The organism is Candidatus Hoaglandella endobia, assembly GCF_900044015.1.
Taxonomy (GTDB): domain Bacteria; phylum Pseudomonadota; class Gammaproteobacteria; order Enterobacterales; family Enterobacteriaceae; genus Hoaglandella; species Hoaglandella endobia.
This window is the reverse complement of sequence record NZ_LN999835.1, coordinates 1-15,932: the sequence shown is the minus strand read 5'-3', so window position 1 is coordinate 15,932 and position 15,932 is coordinate 1. Positions and strand designations below refer to the sequence as shown.

Annotated in this window: 17 protein-coding genes and 3 tRNA genes; 8 read left to right on the top strand and 12 right to left on the bottom strand. The window is 44.8% G+C overall.

Features of this window, described 5'->3' with window-relative positions; translation table 11 throughout:
* Positions 1-19 precede the first annotated feature (19 nt).
* From dnaQ to radA, 3 genes are all read left to right on the top strand, one after another.
* Complete coding sequence (gene dnaQ, locus A4A70_RS00100; protein ID WP_067568231.1) at positions 20-760, top strand: DNA polymerase III subunit epsilon; 741 nt, start codon at positions 20-22, stop codon at positions 758-760.
* A gap of 141 nt (positions 761-901) precedes the next feature.
* Positions 902-978, top strand: a tRNA-Asp gene (locus A4A70_RS00095).
* A gap of 565 nt (positions 979-1,543) precedes the next feature.
* Positions 1,544-2,920, top strand: coding sequence for a DNA repair protein RadA (gene radA / locus A4A70_RS00090; RefSeq protein WP_067568229.1), 1,377 nt, complete (start codon positions 1,544-1,546; stop codon positions 2,918-2,920).
* 84 nt (positions 2,921-3,004) lie between these two features.
* Here radA and ruvX read toward each other — a convergent pair whose 3' ends face one another.
* The gene (ruvX, locus tag A4A70_RS00085) at positions 3,005-3,439 is read right to left on the bottom strand and encodes a Holliday junction resolvase RuvX (RefSeq protein WP_408605392.1); all 435 of its coding nucleotides are present in this window, start codon (positions 3,437-3,439) and stop codon (positions 3,005-3,007) included.
* Positions 3,440-3,563: 124 nt separating this feature from the next.
* Complete coding sequence (locus A4A70_RS03005; protein ID WP_067567259.1) at positions 3,564-3,749, bottom strand: hypothetical protein; 186 nt, start codon at positions 3,747-3,749, stop codon at positions 3,564-3,566.
* A 576-nt stretch (positions 3,750-4,325) separates the two neighbouring features.
* Between A4A70_RS03005 and waaA the strand changes: the two genes are divergently transcribed.
* Together waaA and A4A70_RS00070 are read left to right on the top strand one after the other, a co-directional pair.
* On the top strand, positions 4,326-5,582 hold the full coding sequence (gene waaA, locus A4A70_RS00075; protein WP_067567256.1) for a lipid IV(A) 3-deoxy-D-manno-octulosonic acid transferase: 1,257 nt from the start codon (positions 4,326-4,328) through the stop codon (positions 5,580-5,582).
* Positions 5,583-5,594: 12 nt separating this feature from the next.
* Positions 5,595-6,377, top strand: a complete 783-nt coding sequence (locus tag A4A70_RS00070; protein WP_067567253.1) for a glycosyltransferase family 2 protein — start codon at positions 5,595-5,597, stop codon at positions 6,375-6,377.
* A 77-nt stretch (positions 6,378-6,454) separates the two neighbouring features.
* On the opposite strand, the gene mutM is transcribed toward A4A70_RS00070, so the two are convergent.
* The 3 genes from mutM to rpmB all read right to left on the bottom strand — a co-directional run bounded on the left by mutM (position 6,455) and on the right by rpmB (position 7,797).
* Positions 6,455-7,264: a bifunctional DNA-formamidopyrimidine glycosylase/DNA-(apurinic or apyrimidinic site) lyase gene (mutM, locus tag A4A70_RS00065; RefSeq protein ID WP_067567250.1), complete on the bottom strand. Its 810-nt coding sequence runs from the start codon at positions 7,262-7,264 to the stop codon at positions 6,455-6,457.
* 104 nt (positions 7,265-7,368) lie between these two features.
* On the bottom strand, positions 7,369-7,536 hold the full coding sequence (gene rpmG, locus A4A70_RS00060; protein ID WP_067567247.1) for a 50S ribosomal protein L33: 168 nt from the start codon (positions 7,534-7,536) through the stop codon (positions 7,369-7,371).
* Between the two features lie 3 nt (positions 7,537-7,539).
* Positions 7,540-7,797 carry a 50S ribosomal protein L28 gene (rpmB, locus tag A4A70_RS00055; RefSeq protein WP_067567244.1) on the bottom strand — a complete coding sequence of 86 codons (258 nt, stop codon included), beginning with the start codon at positions 7,795-7,797 and terminating at the stop codon, positions 7,540-7,542.
* A 508-nt stretch (positions 7,798-8,305) separates the two neighbouring features.
* Here rpmB and dut point away from each other — a divergent pair.
* Positions 8,306-8,761, top strand: coding sequence for a dUTP diphosphatase (dut, locus tag A4A70_RS00050; RefSeq protein ID WP_067567241.1), 456 nt, complete (start codon positions 8,306-8,308; stop codon positions 8,759-8,761).
* A gap of 140 nt (positions 8,762-8,901) precedes the next feature.
* Here dut and pyrE read toward each other — a convergent pair whose 3' ends face one another.
* A complete protein-coding gene (gene pyrE / locus A4A70_RS00045; protein ID WP_067567238.1) occupies positions 8,902-9,561 on the bottom strand; it encodes an orotate phosphoribosyltransferase in 660 nt (219 codons plus the stop codon).
* A 370-nt stretch (positions 9,562-9,931) separates the two neighbouring features.
* Here pyrE and A4A70_RS00040 point away from each other — a divergent pair.
* Positions 9,932-10,005 (top strand) — tRNA-Cys (locus A4A70_RS00040).
* Between the two features lie 16 nt (positions 10,006-10,021).
* A tRNA-Leu gene (locus A4A70_RS00035) sits at positions 10,022-10,107 on the top strand.
* A gap of 68 nt (positions 10,108-10,175) precedes the next feature.
* Here the strand turns inward: A4A70_RS00035 and tadA are convergent.
* The 6 genes from tadA to lepA all read right to left on the bottom strand — a co-directional run bounded on the left by tadA (position 10,176) and on the right by lepA (position 15,932).
* Positions 10,176-10,667, bottom strand: a complete 492-nt coding sequence (gene tadA, locus A4A70_RS00030) for a tRNA adenosine(34) deaminase TadA (RefSeq protein WP_067567235.1) — start codon at positions 10,665-10,667, stop codon at positions 10,176-10,178.
* A gap of 100 nt (positions 10,668-10,767) precedes the next feature.
* Complete coding sequence (gene acpS / locus A4A70_RS00025) at positions 10,768-11,163, bottom strand: holo-ACP synthase (RefSeq protein ID WP_067567233.1); 396 nt, start codon at positions 11,161-11,163, stop codon at positions 10,768-10,770.
* A gap of 240 nt (positions 11,164-11,403) precedes the next feature.
* Positions 11,404-12,315, bottom strand: a complete 912-nt coding sequence (gene era, locus A4A70_RS00020) for a GTPase Era (RefSeq protein WP_067567230.1) — start codon at positions 12,313-12,315, stop codon at positions 11,404-11,406.
* Positions 12,312-12,992 carry a ribonuclease III gene (rnc, locus tag A4A70_RS00015; RefSeq protein ID WP_067567227.1) on the bottom strand — a complete coding sequence of 227 codons (681 nt, stop codon included), beginning with the start codon at positions 12,990-12,992 and terminating at the stop codon, positions 12,312-12,314. Before rnc ends, era begins: the two co-directional genes overlap by 4 nt.
* 136 nt (positions 12,993-13,128) lie before the next feature.
* Entirely contained in the window at positions 13,129-14,100 is a 972-nt protein-coding gene (lepB, locus tag A4A70_RS00010) for a signal peptidase I (RefSeq protein ID WP_067567224.1), read from the bottom strand.
* Between the two features lie 32 nt (positions 14,101-14,132).
* Entirely contained in the window at positions 14,133-15,932 is a 1,800-nt protein-coding gene (lepA, locus tag A4A70_RS00005) for a translation elongation factor 4 (protein ID WP_067567221.1), read from the bottom strand.

Genomic DNA, 15,932 nt, shown 5'->3' with positions numbered 1-15,932 from the left:
AACGAGCATAACGAGCATGATGAGCAATGATATTACGCGACAGATTATACTAGATACCGAAACTACCGGTATAAACCGGCTAGGAATTCATTATGAAAAACACCGAATTATCGAAATTGGTGCGGTGGAGATTGTTAATCGCCGGCTGACTGGTAGCCAATTTCACATTTATCTAAAGCCAAATCGGTTAATAGATTTAGAAGCATTCAACGTGCATGGTATTAGCGATGAATTTCTTGCGGATAAGCCTGTGTTTGCAGATGTGGCAGATGAATTTCTCGACTTTATTAGAGGCAGCGAGCTAGTGATTCATAACGCACCGTTCGATATTGGCTTTATCGATTATGAACTTGGGATGCTGGGACGAGGCATCGCTAAAATCAATACCTTTTGCTTGGTGACCGACAGTCTACAATTAGCTCGAAAAATATTTCCCGGTAAACGTAATAACTTAGACGCTTTATGTGACCGCTACTTAATCAATAACAGTCAGCGTAAGCTGCACAGCGCCTTATACGACGCCAAAATTTTGGCGGACGTGTTCTTGTTAATGACGGGCGGTCAAACCTTAATACCTTTTGATATGGTAGCACAGGAACAGCATGAGATAAATAGCATATCAATCCAGCGTATGAATCGCGCTAAGACGTCTCTAAAGGTGATTTATGCAAGTAATGAGGAAGTATTGGCCCATAATCAGCAATTAGATTTAGTGCAGAAGAAGAGCGGCAGCTGTTTATGGCGAAGGATAAATAGTTGATAAAATCATTTGCTTAGTTAGAAATAAACGCTAACTGTTGCAGTTATCAGCAATGCAATGTCCTTACGTATAAAAAGCATTGACGTTCACTAGCACTGAGCTTACTATAAGTCTTGTCGTATCGAAAAAAAGTATAACCGCGGTGCGGTAGTTCAGTTGGTTAGAATACCGGCCTGTCACGCCGGGGATCGCGGGTTCGAGTCCCGTCCGCACCGCCAATCATTTAATCTGCCAAAATAAGTAAACACAAGGTATGTTTATTACCTGAGGCGTTGTAATTTTTATTATTTATTCTACTTTGCAAGTAGATTTTTAATTTTTAGAAAAGAAAAGGCGATGACGGTAGGTATTTTTACCTATAAGGCATCAAGCTCTTATAAAGCTATTAATATAGCTAAAGATTTAATTACTGTAGTATTCGTTGAGGATTTTTTCAGCAAGAACACTGTATCCCTGTTCGATCAACAACCAACCTAAAATTATAAATAAGTTTAATATTTCAATAAATATGCAGCTATCTGTGTGCGTAAGGAGATCCAGCACTATTACTCGCTCATTACGTCAGCATAAACTGAAATAAGTATTGACCTACGAGTATCTGTTCGTAAATCCTGGATATGAGTTTCTTCTCTTCTTTTAAATGCTTTTTAAAAAAATACCTTTATTTATTATAATACTACTGGGAGTACGGCGGTTGGTACTATACCGGCTATTCTACGATAAACAAAGCCTGTCGTGGTATCAGCGCGCACAGGGCTTACTATCTATCTTGCGAGGCAAGTGGTGGCTAAAGCAATAAAACGTGCTTTTGTATGTAATAAATGCGGCGACGATTATCCCCGCTGGCAGGGACAGTGCACTGCCTGTCATGCTTGGAACACCATCGCCGAAGTGCGCCTGGCTGCTACGGCAGTGCGCAATGAGCGATTTAGCGGATATGCCGGTGATAGCAGCGTTAGCAAGCTACAAAAGCTCTCTGAAATTAACCTCGAGGCGTTACCTCGTTTTTCCACCGGCTTTAATGAGTTGGATCGTGTGCTGGGCGGCGGTATGGTGCCGGGTAGCGCCATTCTTATTGGTGGCAGCCCCGGTGCTGGTAAAAGTACGCTGTTGCTCCAAACTCTTTGCAAACTTACTGCACAAATGAAAACGCTGTACGTCACAGGCGAAGAATCTCTACAACAAGTAGCGATGCGTGCGCACCGTCTCGGACTACCTACCAGCGGGCTGAATATGCTTTCGGAAACAAGCATCGAACAGATTTGCCTGACAGCTGAGCAGGAAAAACCACGCTTGATGGTGATCGATTCTATTCAAGTTATGTATATGGCAGATGTGCAATCTTCACCAAGTAGCATCGCTCAGGTACGGGAGTCAGCCGCCTACTTAACCCGTTTTGCGAAGAATCAGAGCGTTACGATTATCATGGTCAGCCATGTTACCAAAGACGGTTACCTGGCTGGGCCGAAGATGCTCGAGCACTGTATTGACTGCTCCATTATGCTCAACGGTGATTCAGATTCCCGATTCCGCACTCTACGCAGCCAAAAAAACCGGTTTGGAGCTGTGAATGAATTGGGAATTTTCGCCATGACCAAGCAGGGGCTGCGTGAAGTAAGCAACCCATCAGCCATTTTTTTAAGTCGTGGAGAGGATATGACTCCAGGCAGCAGCGTCATGGTAGTCTGGGAAGGCACCCGCCCGCTACTAGTAGAGATTCAGGCGCTGGTAAATCACTCCATGATGGCCAAGCCGCGCCGGGTATCGGTTGGGCTTGAGCAAAACCGTCTGGCTATTCTACTAGCGGTGCTTCACCGCCACGGCGGGCTACAAATGACGGATCAGGATGTCTTCGTTAACGTAGTAGGCGGTGTTAAAGTTAGTGAAACCAGCGCTGATTTAGCACTGATGCTGGCAATTGTTTCTAGTCTGCGCAACCGCCCACTACCAAAAGATTTGGTGATATTTGGTGAAGTTGGGCTTGCGAGCGAGATCCGCCCGGTGCCTAGTGGCCAAGAAAGGATTGCCGAAGCTATCAAGCATGGTTTTCGCCGTGCCATCGTGCCCCAGGCTAATGTGCCGCAGAAACCTTTGGAAAATATGCATATTTTTGGTGTAAAAAAGCTGGTTGATGCGCTAACTCTTCTGGAAGAGTTATGAAACTGTGTGGCTACCTGCACAGGAACATTAGGCAGGCTTACGCAAAATAATAATATTATTAGCACGCTGTTAGATTTGTTTAGATTAGCCGAAATTAGACGAAACTTGCTGTAGCCAGCTCTCCAGAATTATAACCGCAGATCCTGCGTCTACCTGGACTTTCGCTAGTGCACGGTAGCCACCGTGCTCAAATAGGCCGGCGCGTGCTTCGACGGTACTTAGACGTTCATCGTGTAATATCACTTTAACGCCAAACCGGCCGTGCAGACGGTTGGCAAATTTGCGCACCTGCAAGGTCAGCGACTGCTCGCTGCCGTCCATATTAAGTGGCAAGCCAACCACCACCGTTTCCGGCTGCCATTCATTTAGCAAAAACTCTATTTGTCGCCAATTGGGTACACCATCGCTGACCTTGCATGCTGTCAATGGTCTGGCTGTGAAGGTTATTAGCTGGCCTATAGCCACGCCTATTTGCCTAGTACCGAAATCAAAGGCTATAATGCTGCCGGCGGCCATCATGCAACGATATAAATATTAATACTTAACAACTTACAGCCCGCGAAGAGCCTACAAGTAAGTAGGTGATTATCATCTTGTCTGCAGCGAAATAACGATGCTTCACGAAGATCTCACATACTTACGCTTATCTCCATCCAGACTGGATAACCGGTAGATAGGTTGGCTGCCGTAACCAGTTAAAGTCTAGATGCTGTTGCCAGAACGCACGGATATAATCATCCATATGACGTTCGAACCAGGTAGTAAACAGTTTTTCATTGTAGCCTCGTAGGCTATATAATTTATTGACGATCAGCACCCCTTCATCCATTACGCACTAATATTACATCCAGTTCGCTCAATTGAATATCCCTATCGCCATTAAAACTGTACCAGTAATCGTAGTTCTGATTGACCAACTTAGTTTGATCCTCCCTGAAGGGGTGAGTGGGTAATCTCAACCTTGGCCACAGTTAGTCTAGAAAGTAGAGTATAGTGAATATATTATTACACATTTATCTAGCTAGTTGTATAACTGCTGAGATTATACCACCCCATAGTACAATGGGGCTACTAATACCACTTAACACACACATATTATGTGTTTATTTGGCAATAAGTTTTTGGTTTAGCGATGCGATTTATATCGGCGGTTTAGAATTGATTGTGATCAAATACCCCTGCCAGACGACGCCAGGATGGTAAAAAGGAATATCTAATTAATAGTTGCTATGAAAATAGTCGTTTGGTGATCGTACAGCAGAAAGCAGAAATATATACCAGATAATAGCGGTTCTGAACAATTTATTTACCGAGCTCTTGACGCGCTGGACAACAGCGGATTGGAGCTACATATCATTACCCGCCAGTGGTCTAATGTGCATATTTTTAATCTATCTAGCAAAGAATGATCTATAATATACTTGTCTACCTTATCCAACCGCTAGTCTGGGGAAGATTATTATGGCGTAGCAGAAAAGCCCCTGCCTACCGCCGTCGCTGGGCAGAACGTTATGGTTATTGCCGGGGCAAAGTGCAGCCAGGCGGTATCATGCTGCATGCTGTTTCGGTCGGCGAGACGCTCGCGGCAATACCGTTACTGCGAGCTCTGCGTTACCGTTATCCGCTTTTGCCGATAATCGTTACCACGATGACACCCACTGGCTCTGAACAGGTGCAATCGGCATTCGGTAAGGATGTCCACCATGTTTATCTTCCCTACGATCTGCCTGGGGCGATGAAACGTTTTCTAAACAGGGTAAAACCCAAACTAGTTATTGTTATGGAAACGGAGCTATGGCCAAATCTTATCAAAGCTCTGCATCGTCGCAATATTCCGTTTGTGGTAGCTAATGCGCGACTTTCTGTCCGCTCCGCCGCTGGCTATAAGATATTTAGTGGTTTCGTTGCCAATATTATGCGACATATTACGCTGATCGCAGCGCAAAAGTACGAAGATGGCGCCCGTTTCCTGGTTTTGGGTTTAAAAAACAAGCAGCTAGCTGTTACCGGTAGCTTAAAATTTGATATCTCTATTACTCCTGATCTGGCAGCCCAAGCGCTAAACCTGCGTCGCCAATGGGCACCGCACCGTCCGGTATGGATAGCTACCAGTACCCATGAAGGAGAAGAGACCCTGCTTTTGCAGGCACATTGTCAGTTACTAATGATGTTTTCAGATTTACTATTAATTTTGGTGCCACGCCACCCCGAACGCTTTTCGTCGGCGCGCGACATGACCATGAAAGCCGGCTTCAACTATATCATGCGCAGCAGCGGAGAAATGCCTTCTAACAGCACACAGGTCGTGGTTGGTGATACCATGGGAGAATTGAGGCTGCTATATGGCATTGCCGATCTAGCGTTTGTTGGTGGTAGTCTCGTAGCGCGTGGAGGCCACAATCCCTTGGAAGCGGCGGTGCACGCCATCCCGGTACTGATGGGACCGCACACTTTTAATTTCTGCGATATCTGTAGCAAGCTGGCCGAAGCTGGTGGACTAATTACAGTGACAGATGTGCCGTCACTAGTCGACGCAGTTTCCAACTTATTAACTGACAAAAATTACCGAATGTATTACGGCCGTCAAGCCGTCGAGGTTGTGTATCAAAACCAGGGTGCCCTGCAGCGACTACTAAATTTGCTTGAGCCGTACTTGCCATAACGGAGTCAATAAATGTCACAAAGAAAGCGTCTATCGGTGGTGCTCCTTACTAGGAACGAAGCCGAGCTTCTACCGAACTGCCTAGCATCGGTAAGCTGGGCCGACGAAATCGTGGTGCTAGATGCCGGCAGCCATGACCAAACGCGCTATATCGCCGCGCAAGCTGGTGCACGAGTATTTCAGTCTACGGATTGGCCAGGTTTTGGTATACAACGCCAACGGGCACAGGCGTATGCTAGCGGCGATTATATTCTGATGCTTGACGCAGACGAACGCGTTACTCCGCCATTACGCCAGGCCATTGAAGAAGTACTGCAGCAATCTAATAATCCTAAGGTTGTTTATAGTTGCGCACGGCGTAATCTGTTTCTTGGCCGTTTTATGCGTTATAGCGGCTGGTATCCGGACCGGGTAGTGCGATTGTACGCCCGCGAGCATTATCTTTATAACGCACTACCGGTTCATGAATCGCTAGAGATTGGTGAGGCTGCCATCGTTGCCCTGCCGGGCGATTTACAACACCTGACCTGCCGGGATCTACCAGCATTTCAGCGTAAACAGTTGCAATATGCCGAAGTTTGGGCGCAAGCGCACCACCACCAAGGACGCCGATGCAGCATTTTTGCCATCATAGTCCATACTTACAGCACATTTGTGAAAATGTGGCTATTGCGCACTGGTTGCCTGGACGGTAAGCAGGGTTGGCTGTTAGCGATAGTTAAGGCGCAATATACTTTCAATAAATATTCTGCCCTATGGGCATTAAGTCACGCCGCAAAGGAAAATAACTTATAACCACTGAAGAACGGTTATCTAGTATCTAGTGCTATCGCCAAAAATACTGCTGCAGTATAACTATATGTTATTTAGCGTTAGCTTTGGCATTTTGAGCAAAAAAAAGTACTTCGCTGGCCATACTTGGCTAGTTGGATCGGTGTGCTACACACCAGGCACGGTTCGCCGCCACGGCCGTAAACTTGTAGTTCCCGTAAAAAATTGCCTTGTTTACCGTCATACTGGAGAAAATCGCGCAGCGTGGTGCCTCCTTGCTTAATGGATCGCAACAGTACCACTTTGATACTCTTGGTCAACCGCGCAGCTTCTTCCTGATTTAGGGAACCAGCAGTGCGGTCTGGTAGTATACCAGCAACAAACAGAGACTCACTGGCGTAAATGTTGCCTATGCCAACTACTAGCTTGTTATCCATCAAGCAAGGCTTAATTTTCGTTTTTTTCTTACGTAGGTTCTCATATAACCAGTGACCATCAAATTCTTCGCTAAGCGGTTCAAGCCCTAGGTGAGCCAATACGCGGCTAGTATACGGGTTCTCGCTCCATAGCCAAGATCCAAAACGTCGCGGATCGGTATAACGAATAATACAGCCATTACTCATAACTAAATCCACATGATCATGTTTCTCTGGAGGCTGCGGCTGAGCCAGGACACGTAGGCTCCCCGACATTCCTAAATGAATAATTATCCAGCCTGAATCTAGTTCTAGCAACAAATATTTTGCCCGGCGCTGTACGCTTAGTACCATTCTGTCACGCAGCGCGATGATCTCTTCATCTACCGACCAACGCAACCGTGCATTACGTACCTCCGTACGCAGAACGCTTTGCCCGGTCACCCAAGGTTCTATTCCTCTGCGACTGGTTTCTACTTCTGGTAATTCCGGCATTAACTATCCTCTATCAACTAGATCAAAATATGATCATTCCATTCTGACGTTATTATAATAAGCTACCATCTAGCTAACGACTAATTATCATACCCCCTCTGAAATTATTTTATTTTGGCTTCTTTGTATATCACATGCTGGCGCACCAATGGATCAAATTTTTTTAATGCCATCTTTTCAAGTTTGGTACGCTTGTTCTTTGTAGTGGTATAAAAGTGACCAGTACCAGCTGAAGAAATCAGCTTAATCTTCTCGCGAATATTGTTAGCCATGAGTTAATTCCTGAACTTAATACTTTTCAACTTATCACTGCGGACACGGAGATCGACTAAAACCATTTCGATGCCCTTTTTATCGATTATACGCATACCTTTGGTAGACACGCGCAATGTGATAAAATTATTCCTGCTCTCAAGCCAAAAACGGTGAGAGTGCAGATTAGGCAAAAAACGGCGTTTAGTCGCATTCATTGCATGAGAGCGGTTATTTCCGCTCACCGGGCGCTTGCCAGTAACTTGGCAGACTCGGGACATATCTATCTCCTAAAATTAAGTTAGCAATATTATATATTAAAAACCTAAGATAAGCTTTCAATACTAGATCTAATCTTCTACAAAGATAAGTAGTGTACGCTTTGATACGTAACTGCTCAAGTTACTTATAACTAAAGCGTAGTTTAAAAGAGCACAACATTTTTTAATAAAAAACTAGCTATCGGATAGCTACAAACAGACAAGCTTTGACTATTAGAGAAATATCCAGGCTGTTAATTTCATCTTATTATTTTTGTTACGGCCATTATGGCCGTAACAAAGGTACTTCTTCTGATAATCTTGCATAAAATGTGGGGACTATTATTTAGTAGCTGATTTACCACCGATCGAGCCGTTAGTATTTGATAGCGCTTGAGCTACTTCTAAAGAAGCTAAGATTTTCACAATGATAATAATCATCTATTCTGGTAGAATTAGGAAAATTTATTATCCCCCTTTGATAGGGTAAGGGCTTACTCCACAAATCAAGGACGAGCTTGTCAGTAAGATGAAAAAAATCGATATTAAAATCCTGGACTGCCGCATCGGCGATCATTTTCCGCTACCAACATACGCTACGATAGGTTCAGCTGGTTTAGATTTACGCGCTTGTATCAATGATACAGTAGTGCTGGCACCAGGCAAAACTACTCTTATTCCTACTGGATTGGCGATTCATATAAAAGATGCCACATTGGCGGCTGTTATTCTGCCGAGATCAGGTCTTGGCCATAAGTACGGCATTGTATTGGGGAACTTAGTGGGGTTGATTGATTCTGATTATCATGGACCATTAATGGTCTCGGTATGGAATCGCGGCCATGATTTTGTTACCCTGAAACCGGGCGATCGCATAGCGCAGATAGTATTTCTACCGGTAATACAGGCAGAATTTAATCTGGTGGTATCTTTTGATACCAGCGAGCGCGGTGAAAGGGGCTTTGGCCATTCTGGGCTGCAATAAACCTACTAGCTAGGGGTAATTTTATTAGCGCTTTTAGCCGCCGCGATTTACCGCTACTTGCCCAGCAAAACTGTGAAACACATTAAGTTGATCCTATGATATTTGATATTGCGATTGATCCTGAGTTTAACCAAATGCAATTAACTGAGCAATTTTGAGGTACCGTATTGCTGCTGATAGGCACGCACTGCAACTAGTAGCTGGGAGGCCTGGTCGCTGGTCTCTTCCAAGTAAGTTATTAAATCTGCCAGGGTAATAATGGCGATGACCCGACAACGATAATCACGTTCTACTTCTTGAACCGCAGAAAGAGCTCGGCGTCCTTTTTCCTGCCGATCCATAGAAATTATGACTCCTGCCAGGGTAGCATGATGCGAGGTGATAATTTCCATCGACTGTCGGATAGTTGTACCAGCAGTAATAACGTCATCTACCAGCATGACGTTTCCCTGCATCTGGCTGCCAATCAGCGTACCAATTTCGCCATGATCCTTAATCTCTTTACGGTTAAAGCAATAGGGGATGTCTCGTTGATGTTGTTCTGCCAACGCCACTGCGGTGATAGTCGCAATGGGAATGCCCTTATAGGCTGGGCCAAATAATAAATCAAATTTTACATTCGAATCCACCAGTGCAGCGGCGTAAATCCGGCCTAAAAACGCTAAATCACGACCGGTATTAAATAAACCAGCATTAAAAAAGTATGGGCTTATACGGCCAGATTTAAGCGTAAAATTGCCGAACGTTAATACCTGTTTGTTTAATGTATACTCCATAAATTTACGTTGATACTCTTTCATCTACTACTTTCTCCTCTCTCTATCTAAGAGAGTATAAAAATCCTCGCAATATATTTCTTTTTTTACTTTCAAGCGATTGGTGTTAATTTTAACTACACTGCTTCTAGCTTAGAGCTTAATAGCTCTTAAGAAAGAGCTTACATTTATTTTATTTCTATTTTACTTAACTATGTTAGTGAACAGTTCTCTTTTACAAGCATATTATGTATTATAATTTTGTCGTTACTTTAACTAGTTGATTGTCGTCAATGGAATAGTGTTATGAAACTAAGTTGTGTTGGGTACTACGGTATTATCAGTTAAATATTTTATGGTCAAACAGGCTTGCTATTGTTGCTGATAAGCAATTATAATAAAATTTATTAAAATCGGCGCGTTGGCAGAGTGGCTATGCAACGGATTGCAAATCCGTCTACCTCGGTTCAACTCCGGGACGCGCCTCCAATTTAAATTTTATGATGCCCGGGTGGTGGAATAGGTAGACACAAGGGATTTAAAATCCCTCAGCTTTTTGCTATACGAGTTCAAGTCTCGTCCCGGGCACCATATAACTAAACAAGTTTAGAATATTTATCAAACTAATTCTATTTGGAAATGCGCTTGTAAGCATTTCCTCACATTGCCTGCCGGTTCGCCTTCTGCAGAAGGCGACGGCGGCGAAAAAAATCGCTGATCTGAGCCGAGCACGCCAACGCCAGTATCCCTGCAGTAAGCATTACTCGATGATTTACCCCAGGGTGACAGAGAACATTCATCAGCGATCCAGCTGCACCAGTTTTTTTATCCCGAGCGCCGAACACCAAACGTCCAATTCTGGCGTGTATCATCGCTCCAGTACACATGACGCACGGTTCCAAAGTAACGTACATTACCGCACCTAGCAAACGATAATTCCGTACTTTCCCCCCCCCCTGGCGCAAAGCTATCATTTCAGCGTGGGCAGTAGGATCGTGATGGCCTATAGATCGGTTCCATCCTTCGCCGATAGCGTCATCATTCAACACTAGCACCGCACCTACCGGTACTTCGCCATCAACTTCAGCTCGTTCAGCGAGCATGATGGCTTGACGCATCCAATATTCATCGTTGCAGTAGTAGCTGCTCATGACATCTCCCTAAGCCATTAACGAACGTCGACACACTCAGTTGTCAGCAGGCCCTATCCCAAGCTGCTGTAAGCAAAGCAAAGTATAGGAGGCTGTCGCCTTAGATTTCATCACCAGCTTTTTCAAAGAGTACGGTAGCGCAGGCATAATGCCGCTCATCTGCCAATGTGACAAACATGCCTGTAACACCTAAACTGCTAGCTAACGCTGCTGCCTTAGCAAACAACCGAAGCGAAGGTTTACCTAGCGCGTCATTAATTACCTCGACATGAGCAAAAGCGATACCCTCGCGGATACTGGTGCCGAGCGCCTTCGATGCAGCCTCTTTTACTGCAAAACGTTTAGCTAGAAAACGCACCGGTTGATTGTGCTGCTGATACTGCAGCCATTCCGTCGTGCTGAGGATTCTGCGCGCCAGCCGATCACCGCTGCGCGACACCACCGTTTCGATCCGCGCGATTTCGACGATATCAGTGCCGATGCCGACAATCGCCATTAGCAGCACGCTTCATATTGTGCACTTTGACAAATACGGCCTAATTTGATGCGTAAAGTCACAATATAATCGATATTAATGCCCAATAACAGTTTAGCCATACTTTACCACTAAATTATTAGTTATAACATTCTTATTATATTTTCAATAAAGCCAGGAAAACTGGCCAGCACACGGTCGTTAACCCCCCCGGCACCTCACTAAAGCGCGTTGCTAACCGTTAGTTGGGGGGCGACTTACTCAAAAAAAATTATCGAAATAGCCTAGACTGTGCTGGGCGCGTTCATTATCCGCCCAGCTCGATTTTACTTTCACCCACAGTTTGAGATGCACTCGCTTCTCGAATATGGCTTCAATATCTCGACGGGCTTTGATCCCAATAGTTTTTATTTTGCTGCCTTGATTGCCGATAATGATTTTCTTGTGACCTTCTCGTTCCACTAAAATCAGGCCTTGGATATCGTAACCGCCACACTTGTGTGCAGCGAAGTGTTCTATTTCTACAGTAACTGAATAGGGCAACTCATCACCTAAAAAACGCATTAGCTTTTCACGAATATTTTCTGATGCGATGAACCGCTGTGAACGGTTGGTAATGTAGTCTTTAGGAAAATAGTGCATAGTAGTTAGCGGTAAAGCCTTGCGAATGATAGCAGCAAGTGTCTTGATATTCATGCCGTTCTCGGCGCAAATAGGTACAATATCGTGAAATGCCCTCTGTTGACTGAGGAACTGTATATGCGGCAGCAGCTGCTTTTTGTCTGGGACATTATCCACTTTATTGATAACTAAAACCACTAAGCAGGTCAAGTCACGCAGCTTGTTAACCACCATTTTGTCGTCGTAGGTCCAATGGGTACCTTCAACTACAAAAATAACCAGGGCTACATTGTAGATTGAGCTGCTGGCTGAACGATTCAGCAACCGGTTCATTGCTCTTTTCTCTGCGAGATGTAGTCCTGGAGTATCTACATAGATGGCCTGATAAGGGCCGTCAGTGTGGATACCCATGATGAGGTGATGGGTAGTTTGCGGCTTGCATGAGGTGATAGACACTTTCTGACCCAATAATTGATTCAGCAGCGTTGATTTACCGACATTCGGCCGGCCTACTATCGCCACAAATCCACAATAGGTTTTCTCTGCGCTCATGCAAACTCCAGCAATTTAAGTGTCTGTTCAGCCGCAGCCTGTTCGGCTTTACGCCGGCTTGCGCCGTTGCCGATAACCGGCTGCGTTAGACCATTTACCTGGCAATGAATAGTAAACTCCTGGTTGTGCGCTTCGCCACGTATCTGCACTAGCGAATAAGTAGGCAGCGGCAAATGACGTCCCTGCAAATATTCCTGCAGCCTAGTTTTAGGATCTTTTCGTTTGTCGTCTGGTCTAATCTCATCCAGACGAGTACGGTACCAATCGAGGATTAGCTTTTCTACAGTGTGGATATCGCTATCTAAAAATATTCCCCCTATTAGGGCTTCTACCGTATTGGCTAAAATCGAATCGCGGCGAAAACCGCCGCTCTTTAGCTCCCCTGCTCCTAGGCGCAAACATTCGCCTAAATCGAACTCACGTGCCATTTCAGCCAATGTATTGCCGCGCACTAGCATGGCGCGCATCTGACTCAGATTGCCTTCGTCAACACGGGGAAATAGCTGATAAAGAGCGTTGGTGATAACATAACTTAGTATAGAATCACCTAAAAATTCCAGCCTTTCATTGTGTTTACTGCTGGCACTGCGGTGCGTTAATGCCTGTAACAAAAGTTCATACTGATGAAAATTATAGCCCAGTTTCTGCTGGAAACTATTCATTAAAATGGGGTTCATACGTTACCAATAAATAACTAATAACTCAACCATGCAAAATCACGGTAGCAGGCCTGGCTATCAACTCTTATACAAAAACTATTTTGCCTGGTGAGCAGCCAGCTTTGTATGACCCACTAATTTTGCTATTAAATAATTAATTAATACTGCCAATACGGCTTAAGCGTACACCGGTCGGCCATTTACCTTCTTGCTTATCAAAGCTCAGCCAAATTGCCGTGGCTTTACCTACCAAATTTTTCTTCGGTACGAAACCCCAATAGCGGCTATCAGCGCTATTATCGCGGTTATCGCCCATCATGAAATATTTGCCTTGCGGCACTACCCATTCTGCCAGTGATTTGCCCGGTTGCTGATAATACATGCCTACCTGATCTTGCTGACCAGGCACTGTCAAAATATTATGCGACATGCTACCTAGCGATTCTTGATATTGCACTAGATGGATCCCGTCTTCAACTTGCTTATCCGGCGGCACCTGCAGGAAGCCACTACTGGCTTCTCCGTTGCTGATCGAATTGCAGGTCTGAATAAAATGGCTCAGCGTGACTTCGGTATATGTTATCGGCAACGCTGTAGCGCAGCCATGCTTGTAGCCGACCACTGGTTGTACCGTAACCCGCTTATTGATTGGGTCATAACTGACTCGATCCCCCGGAAGGCCCAAGACTCTTTTAATATAGTACAGATTGGGATCAGGTGGGTATTTAAATACCACCACATCTCCCCGTTTCGGATGGCCAGTTTCAATTAATGTCGTTTTGGTAATCGGATCTTTTATATCATAGGCAAACTTCTCCACCAGAATAAAATCGCCGACTAGTAATGTCGGCATCATTGATCCAGAAGGGATCTGAAACGGCTCAAAAATAAATGAGCGCACAACAAACACCAACAGTAATACTGGAAAAATCTCGGCGCTGGTTTCTATCAAAACTAGTTGACCATTCTTGACGGCAGCAGCAATATTACCTATTGCTGTAGGCATGCTTTCTTGGAGCTTCTGAGCTGGTTGCATTAGTTGTATGAGTTTAAAACGTTTTAGACACCAGAAAATTCCAGTGATAAGCGTAACGATTGCTAGAATTCTGGAAAACAAATTAGCCATGAAAATTACTTGCAAATTACTGTTCCTTAAACTTATTTACTGTCTTTACCTACGTGCATAATCGCCAAGAACGCTTCCTGCGGAAGTTCAACTTTCCCAACTTGCTTCATGCGCTTCTTACCTGCTTTCTGTTTTTGTAACAGTTTTTTCTTTCGGCTTACATCGCCGCCATAACACTTAGCTAGCACATTCTTCCGCAACTGTTTAACCGTAGAGCGAGCAATTATATTATTGCCGATAGCTGCCTGTATAGAAATATCGAACTGCTGGCGTGGAATTAACTTCTGCAGTTTATCCACAAACTCGCGGCAACGATAAGGCGCATTATCCCGGTGGGTGATCAGCGCCAGAGCATCAACCTGTTCTCCGTTGATCAATACGTCGATGCGCACCATATTTGAGTTTTGGAAGCGCTTGAAACCGTAATCAAGTGAAGCGTAACCGCGCGAGGTTGATTTCAGCCGGTCGAAGAAATCTAATACTACCTCCGCCATGGGGATCTCATAGGTTAGTGCCACCTGGCTGCCATGATAAACCATATTAGTCTGTATGCCACGCTTTTCAATGCATAAGGTGATAACATTGCCCAGGTAGATCTGTGGTAACAGCATGTGACACTCAGCGATAGGTTCGCGCAATTCGGCAATGTTGTTTAACGGTGGCAGTTTAGCCGGGCTATCTACGTATAGCGTACTGTTATCTATCGTCAGCACCTCATAGAATACCGTCGGAGCGGTGGTTATAAGATCAAGATAATATTCGCGCTCAAGCCGTTCTTGAATAATTTCCATATGCAACAAGCCCAGAAAGCCACAGCGAAACCCAAAACCCAGTGCGGTAGAGCTTTCCGGCTCATAAACTAGTGAGGCGTCATTCAAGCTTAGCTTGCCCAGAGCATCACGAAAGGCTTCATAATCATCTGAGCTTACCGGAAATAAGCCCGCATAAACCTGCGGTTTAACTTTCTTAAAGCCAGGCAAAACCTTAGTAGCCGGCTGACGAGCGAGGGTAAGGGTATCCCCCACTGGAGCGCCGTGGATATCTTTGATAGCGCAGGCTAGCCAGCCAACCTCGCCGCAATTTAATACTTCGCGCTCAATGAGCTTTGGCGTGAAGATCCCCAAACGATCTACATTGTAAAGCTTGCCAGTGCTCATAACTTTTATCTTGTTGCTTTTAAGCAGGGTGCCATTTTTAATGCGTACTAAAGAAACTACGCCTAAATATTTGTCAAACCAGGAATCAATAATTAATGCTTGCAACGGAGCGTCAGGATTACCCTCAGGCGGTGGAATATTTTGCACTAAGCGTTCGAGCACGTCAGCTACCCCAATCCCGGTTTTCGCTGAGCAGCGTACCGCATCGGTAGCGTCAATGCCGATGATATCCTTAATTTCCTGAGCAACTCGATCTGGATCAGCAGTAGGGAGGTCAATTTTATTTAGCACCGGTACTACTTCTAAATTCATTTCCATCGCAGTATAACAATTGGCCAGGGTCTGTGCTTCTACCCCTTGCCCAGCGTCAACAACAAGCAGCGCACCTTCACAGGCCGCAAGCGAACGGGAAACTTCATAGAAAAAATCAACATGCCCTGGGGTATCGATGAAATTTAGCTGATAAATTTTGCCATTGGGCGCTTTATAGTAAAGCGTAACACTTTGGGCTTTTATGGTAATACCACGTTCTCGCTCTAGATCCATAGAATCTAGCACCTGGTCTGCCATTTCACGTTCGTTTAAACCGCCACAGATCTGAATTAGACGGTCAGACAGTGTCGATTTACCGTGGTCGATATGGGCAATAATAGAAAAATTTCTTATATTATTCAT

What these genes read in the sequence shown, in the direction of transcription:
- dnaQ (WP_067568231.1), top strand. Translation starts at nt 20, where the DNA reads ATGAGCAATGATATTACGCGACAGATTATACTAGATACCGAAACTACC.
- ruvX (WP_408605392.1), bottom strand. Translation starts at nt 3,439, where the DNA reads ATGATGGCCGCCGGCAGCATTATAGCCTTTGATTTCGGTACTAGGCAA.
- A4A70_RS03005 (WP_067567259.1), bottom strand. Translation starts at nt 3,749, where the DNA reads ATGGATGAAGGGGTGCTGATCGTCAATAAATTATATAGCCTACGAGGC.
- waaA (WP_067567256.1), top strand. Translation starts at nt 4,326, where the DNA reads ATGATCTATAATATACTTGTCTACCTTATCCAACCGCTAGTCTGGGGA.
- A4A70_RS00070 (WP_067567253.1), top strand. Translation starts at nt 5,595, where the DNA reads ATGTCACAAAGAAAGCGTCTATCGGTGGTGCTCCTTACTAGGAACGAA.
- mutM (WP_067567250.1), bottom strand. Translation starts at nt 7,264, where the DNA reads ATGCCGGAATTACCAGAAGTAGAAACCAGTCGCAGAGGAATAGAACCT.
- rpmG (WP_067567247.1), bottom strand. Translation starts at nt 7,536, where the DNA reads ATGGCTAACAATATTCGCGAGAAGATTAAGCTGATTTCTTCAGCTGGT.
- rpmB (WP_067567244.1), bottom strand. Translation starts at nt 7,797, where the DNA reads ATGTCCCGAGTCTGCCAAGTTACTGGCAAGCGCCCGGTGAGCGGAAAT.
- dut (WP_067567241.1), top strand. Translation starts at nt 8,306, where the DNA reads ATGAAAAAAATCGATATTAAAATCCTGGACTGCCGCATCGGCGATCAT.
- pyrE (WP_067567238.1), bottom strand. Translation starts at nt 9,561, where the DNA reads ATGAAAGAGTATCAACGTAAATTTATGGAGTATACATTAAACAAACAG.
- tadA (WP_067567235.1), bottom strand. Translation starts at nt 10,667, where the DNA reads ATGAGCAGCTACTACTGCAACGATGAATATTGGATGCGTCAAGCCATC.
- acpS (WP_067567233.1), bottom strand. Translation starts at nt 11,163, where the DNA reads ATGGCGATTGTCGGCATCGGCACTGATATCGTCGAAATCGCGCGGATC.
- era (WP_067567230.1), bottom strand. Translation starts at nt 12,315, where the DNA reads ATGAGCGCAGAGAAAACCTATTGTGGATTTGTGGCGATAGTAGGCCGG.
- rnc (WP_067567227.1), bottom strand. Translation starts at nt 12,992, where the DNA reads ATGAACCCCATTTTAATGAATAGTTTCCAGCAGAAACTGGGCTATAAT.
- lepB (WP_067567224.1), bottom strand. Translation starts at nt 14,100, where the DNA reads ATGGCTAATTTGTTTTCCAGAATTCTAGCAATCGTTACGCTTATCACT.
- lepA (WP_067567221.1), bottom strand. Translation starts at nt 15,932, where the DNA reads ATGAATAATATAAGAAATTTTTCTATTATTGCCCATATCGACCACGGT.